General features: G+C 44.2%; 6 protein-coding genes. All 6 read left to right on the forward strand.

Annotated elements, in window-relative coordinates; genetic code table 11:
• A partial coding sequence (locus AB5123_RS13635) for a collagen binding domain-containing protein (RefSeq protein WP_368364954.1) occupies positions 1-647 on the forward strand: 647 nt, incomplete at its 5' end.
• A gap of 3 nt (positions 648-650) precedes the next feature.
• Positions 651-1,442: a class B sortase gene (locus AB5123_RS13640; protein WP_051706983.1), complete on the forward strand. Its 792-nt coding sequence runs from the start codon at positions 651-653 to the stop codon at positions 1,440-1,442.
• Positions 1,442-1,771, forward strand: a complete 330-nt coding sequence (locus tag AB5123_RS13645; protein ID WP_041337574.1) for a DUF3852 domain-containing protein — start codon at positions 1,442-1,444, stop codon at positions 1,769-1,771. The genes AB5123_RS13640 and AB5123_RS13645 overlap by 1 nt, the downstream gene beginning before the upstream one ends.
• Positions 1,772-1,788: 17 nt before the next feature.
• Positions 1,789-2,502: a hypothetical protein gene (locus tag AB5123_RS13650; RefSeq protein WP_041337572.1), complete on the forward strand. Its 714-nt coding sequence runs from the start codon at positions 1,789-1,791 to the stop codon at positions 2,500-2,502.
• A gap of 12 nt (positions 2,503-2,514) precedes the next feature.
• Positions 2,515-3,930, forward strand: coding sequence for a DUF3991 and toprim domain-containing protein (locus AB5123_RS13655; protein WP_051706981.1), 1,416 nt, complete (start codon positions 2,515-2,517; stop codon positions 3,928-3,930).
• A 181-nt stretch (positions 3,931-4,111) separates the two neighbouring features.
• Positions 4,112-5,394: type IV secretory system conjugative DNA transfer family protein (locus tag AB5123_RS13660; protein ID WP_347171249.1), on the forward strand; the 1,283-nt coding region annotated here is incomplete at its 3' end.

A 5,394-nucleotide genomic window follows, 5' to 3' on the forward strand; every position in this document is an offset into this window, starting at 1 on the left:
ACGGCACAAACCACATTGTTTCAAAGCTTGGTGCAGGTGAATATATGCTTAAAGAAATTGCCGCTCCCGACGGTTATGTGATTGCAACGGACATTAAATTTACTGTTGATGTTTACGGCAATGTTATGGTAGAAAACGTTGATTTTACGGCCGTTTCAGATAATGGCAATCCGCTTATCGCTATGGTGGACGATACCACTAAGGTTCGTATTTCAAAGCGGGACATTACAACAGGCGAAGAATTGCCGGGTGCTACTCTGCAAATTATTGACGAGAACGGAAATGTTGTTGAGGAATGGGTATCCACGGACGAGGCTCACTTCATCGAAGGCAAGCTGATCGCAGGCAAGGAGTACACGCTTCGTGAAACTATCGCTCCCGACGGTTACGAGATTGCAAATGAAATCAAGTTCACGGTAAACGCTGACGGCAGCGTGACCGAAGTCGTTATGTATGACGAGCTTACACCTAAAACCACTACTCCGTATACAGGCGATAACCACAGTGATTTTGCGGCATTTGCACTTATGGGCGCTTCGCTCATAATCTTTCTTGTGCTGATCATTAGCAGAAAGAAAAATGATGACAAGGAGCCTGAAGATCATTCAGCTCTTTGCCCCGAATTTATTGAAATTGATGAGGATTGATCTATGACTAAGAAAACCAAAGCTATTCGCACTATTGCGGCTGTGACCGCAGCCGCCCTCCTCGGAGGGGGAATTTATCTTCTGGTGAAAAACGACGTGGCTCAGAAAATCAATTGGCAGGATATTCTGATCTATGCTCCTACCCCGATAGCGAGAGAAACGCTTGATGAGGCAGTCAACAATAGTTCTGACAAGCCATCGGCGGACAGAGTTCCCGAAGATACAAAAAAGGAGCTTACAGCACAGGTACGGCAGCTTTCCAACGAGCATAGTGACTCCGTGGCCTGGCTGTATATCCCCGGTACAAATATCGATTACCCGGTCATGCAGTCGGAAGATAATGAATATTACGCTCACAGGGCGGCGGACGGAAGCTATCTCTATGCAGGCTCGCTGTTTATGGACTACCGCTGTTCAAGTGATTTTTCGGACTTCAACAGCGTTATTTATGGTCACAATATGGGCAATGGAACGATGTTTGCAGATATTCCGAATTACGAAAACGAGGAATATTTCATGGAACACAGCTACGGCTGGCTGACTACCGATGACAATGTTCGGTTGATAGATTTCTTTGCGGTTGCAAGAACTACAGACACAAGCGGACTTTATCTTGCTGATCCGACCTTTGAAGAGTGGGATTTACAGCTCAGAAACTGCGCGAGTATTTACAAGGAGATCGGCATTTCCGAAGAAGATAACCTGATAACGCTGTCAACTTGTACTTCTGCAGAGGGTAACAGCCGCACAATTCTGGTAGGGAAAATTATCGAAAACAGAGAGGATGATGTGTAATGAGATCAAAAAAGAAAATCATTGCGGCGGCAGTAAGCGCATTTTGTTTTGTGCAGATGATGTCAATAACCGCTTATGCTTCGGGCGATGTTGCGGGGGCGGTGACAAGCACTTGGACTACAGCAAGAGCACAGGTCGTTTCAGTCGTAAACAATGTGGTGTTTCCCGTGATAGACGTTATACTTGCAGTTCTGCTGTTTGTGAAGATAACACTCGCATACCTCGATTATCGCAAACACGGTCAGCTTGAATGGACGCCGATCGCTATCATTTTCGGCTGTTTGATCTTTTCCCTGACCTGTCCGCTGTACATCTGGAGCATAATCTGATAGGGGGGAAAATGAATATGAAAGCAAAAGCATTGACTGCAATTTTAGCAGCGTTTATGCTGACAATGACAGCTTGCGGAACGATCAGTCCGCCGATCCAGAATGCTGTTACGGAAACAACTACTACAACCACAGCCGAGTCCATACACGACTCGGCTGCCTCTTCAGGGGCTGAAAGCAGTTTAGAGGATGAAAAGATAAAGACGGACACCTTTATTGCCGAATTTTTCGATTCCGATATATCCTTTGTGGATACAAGTGAATTGGTAGCGGAAGCTATGAAAGGCTGTTCTTTTGATAATGAAATCGATGATTCAAATGGTGTGCAGAAGATAACGCTTAAAGGCACAAACGGAGGTGGTTCTGTTGAGGTGATGTGTATTGATCTGAGTAAAAGCGGTCTTTCTTACGATATGGAATATATCCTTGAAAATTTAGGGGATCATTACTTCAGGCAGACTGCTGCTCAGATGAACGGTATCACAGCGGACGATTTTGTGTCCGATTACAGAATGACAAGCAGCGTTGTATCAAAGGGAAAATATCAGCGTTATGCGTCAGTCCAGAAAACTGATGGAATGGCGTCGCAGTTTGGATACACTGAGACCTACGCTGTTCTTAGTGAAAACAAGCTGACCGTTGCGTCGGGTGCTTTTCTCAGTTCGGATATGATGGAGAGGCAGAGTTTTTCGCAGCTGATGAGTAAGTTTGCGGAGAATGTCAAGTATTAAGGCGGTGATAAAGTGCCATATATCCCATTTACAGACGAACAAAAAGTCCTTGCCAACAGCGTAGACCTTGAGCAGTTTCTCAGAATGCGAGGAGAAAAGCTTGAACGTGTTGGCAGAGAGCATAAGCTCATTTACTGTGACAGCTCCGGCAGGCACGACAGTATAACTATCCGTGGATCAAAATGGTTCGACCATAAAAATCAGACAGGCGGCGGAGCAATAAAGTTTATGCAGGAGTTTTATGGTATGGACTTTCAGACTGCGGTTCAGGAACTGCTTGGTCGGAGCATATCTCCGCTGTCTAACAGCCCACCGAAAGCGGATAAACAAGAGCAAAAAACAAGAGAATTTAAACTTCCAGAACCGAACAGCGATATGCACAGGGTATACGCCTACCTCATAAAACAGCGGTTTATCTCGGCTGACATCATCACACACTTTGCCAAACAGCATACCCTCTATGAGGATAAAACCCACCACAACGCAGTATTTGTCGGACTTAATGAAAATGGCGAGCCTAAGCAGGCACATAAGCGGTCAACAAACAGCGTTGGAGGTACGTTTCGTATCACTTGCGGCGGTTCTGATACCCGTTACAGCTTTGCACATTTCGGAGAAAATGAACGACTTTATGTATTTGAAGCTCCCATAGATATGCTGAGTTTTCTTACGCTTTATCCGAAAGATTGGCAGAAACACAGCTACATCGCTATGAACGGAGTTTATGAAAATGCTGTTTTGACGGCTTTAAAAAACCATTCTAACCTGTCAGAAGTCATTCTCTGCGTTGATAATGACGAGGGCGGTATCGAGGCTGTTGACCGTTTAAAGGATATTCTAAATGAGAACGGATATTCAAACGTAAAACGCCTTGCGCCTCCGTACAAAGATTGGAACGAGGTACTAAAAGCAAAGAATGGCGTTTATGCTCTTCCTGCTGTCCCTAACCAACATAAAGAAGAATATCATCGTCAGTCGAAAAATTTGCAGTATCTCAAATGCCGTCCGGATAAGCTGACGTCTCAGATCTATGCCACCTTCAAGAACGAACAATACAAATATCTCGCTGAGTATGCGCTGGCTGGCTCGGCATTTTTCATGCCCAAAAGTGAGCGAATTAACAGCGAATGTAAAGCATTTGAAAGGCTCCAACACAAACTCAAGGGTAGTTACAAGCCTTACACCGACAAGGGCAAAAAATCACAGAAACAGAGGAATTTGCAGGAGTGTGTTCAGACAGTGCTAAAGGACTTGCGACAGACCGCCCGTACCCGTGAGCAGTCGGTAAATACGGCAAAATTGCTGTATCAGCTCGCCGACAGCGCTGTAAGACTGTCTGTTGAGGAAACTTTAAATGCTCCTATGCAAGAGAATATTGAATCAGAAGATATAGTTTCAGAACCCGAACCTTGTATGGAATTCAGCTGATCAAGTTTTTTGGTTTTGTAAAGCAAAATTGAGGACATTGTCCTCAAAGAAAAACTTGCAGCAATAGCCGTTTGCGGCTATTGCTATACCCTCCGCCTCACAGCGCAATACCTTGAAGATAACAAACTAACTATCTTATTAAATACAAAAGATAGAATATTCTATGATTGGAAGTGAAAAATTGAATGAAAAACAAATGATTTTAATAGGCGTGCTTGCAGTGATTTTTGTTGCATTTTTAGTAGTTGTAAATCTGCTTGACAACAAGTCGCTTAACGGAATTAAGGCGAAAAAGGTCGGCAACGGACAGCACGGAACTGCAAGGTGGGCGACGAAAACGGAGATAAAGAGAACTTTTATCCTTCTGCCATTCGAGCCTGAACTCTGGCGGCAGGGTAAGAATCTGCCGACTGTACAAGGCACAGTTGTTGGTTGCAGAGGTTCAGGGAAGAAAACCATAGCTCTTGTGGATGACGGAGATGTTCATACTCTTATGATAGGAGCGGCAGGAGTCGGCAAGACTGCATACTTTTTGTATCCGAACATAGAGCTTGCCTGTGCTTCGGGAATGTCATTTATCTCAACTGATACAAAAGGCGACGTTGCACGAAACTACGGAACTATCGCCAAAAAGTATTATGACTACAATGTTTCTGTGCTTGATCTGCGTAACCCTACACGCTCAGACGAAAACAATATCCTGCACCTTGTAAACAAGTATATGGATATTTATCTGTCCGATAAAAACAATCTTTCAGCGAAAGCAAAGGCTGAGAAATATGCTAAGATCACAGCAAAAACAATTATCAATATCGGCGACGGTGACATCCACAACTACGGACAAAACGCTTTTTTCTACGATGCGGCTGAGGGTCTGCTCGCCTCGGTCATACTGCTTTTAGCGGAGTTTGGCGATAAAAATGAACGGCATATCGTTTCCGTTTTCAAGCTTATTCAGGACTTACTTGCTAAGTATCAGCCAGACCCGAAAGCAAAACCTAAAATGTATTTTTCAAAGCTTATGGACAAGCTTCCTAGCGAACACAAAGCAAAATGGCTTGCAGGAGCGGCTCTGAATGCATCTGACCAGTCTATGCTGTCGGTAATGAGTACAGCGTTGTCAAGGCTTAACAGTTTTCTTGATTCTGAACTTGAACAAATGCTGTGCTTTGGAACAGCGATAGACGCTGAGAAGTTCTGCAATGAAAAGTCTGCTATCTTTATCGTTCTTCCCGAAGAAGATACAAGCAAGTACTTTATGGTCAGTCTGCTTATCCAGCAGCTTTACCGTGAGATATTAGTCATTGCAGACGAAAACGGCGGCAAGCTTAAAAACAGAGTTATGTTTTACTGCGACGAGTTTGGAACTTTTCCTAAGATAGAGGGCGCTGAATCTATGTTCTCCGCAGGACGTTCAAGAAAAATATCCATTGTGGCGATAATACAGTCCTTTGCACAGCTTGA

This window comes from Ruminococcus sp. RTP21204st1_B2_RTP21204_210225, from assembly GCF_040914135.1.
GTDB lineage: Bacteria > Bacillota > Clostridia > Oscillospirales > Ruminococcaceae > Hominimerdicola > Hominimerdicola aceti.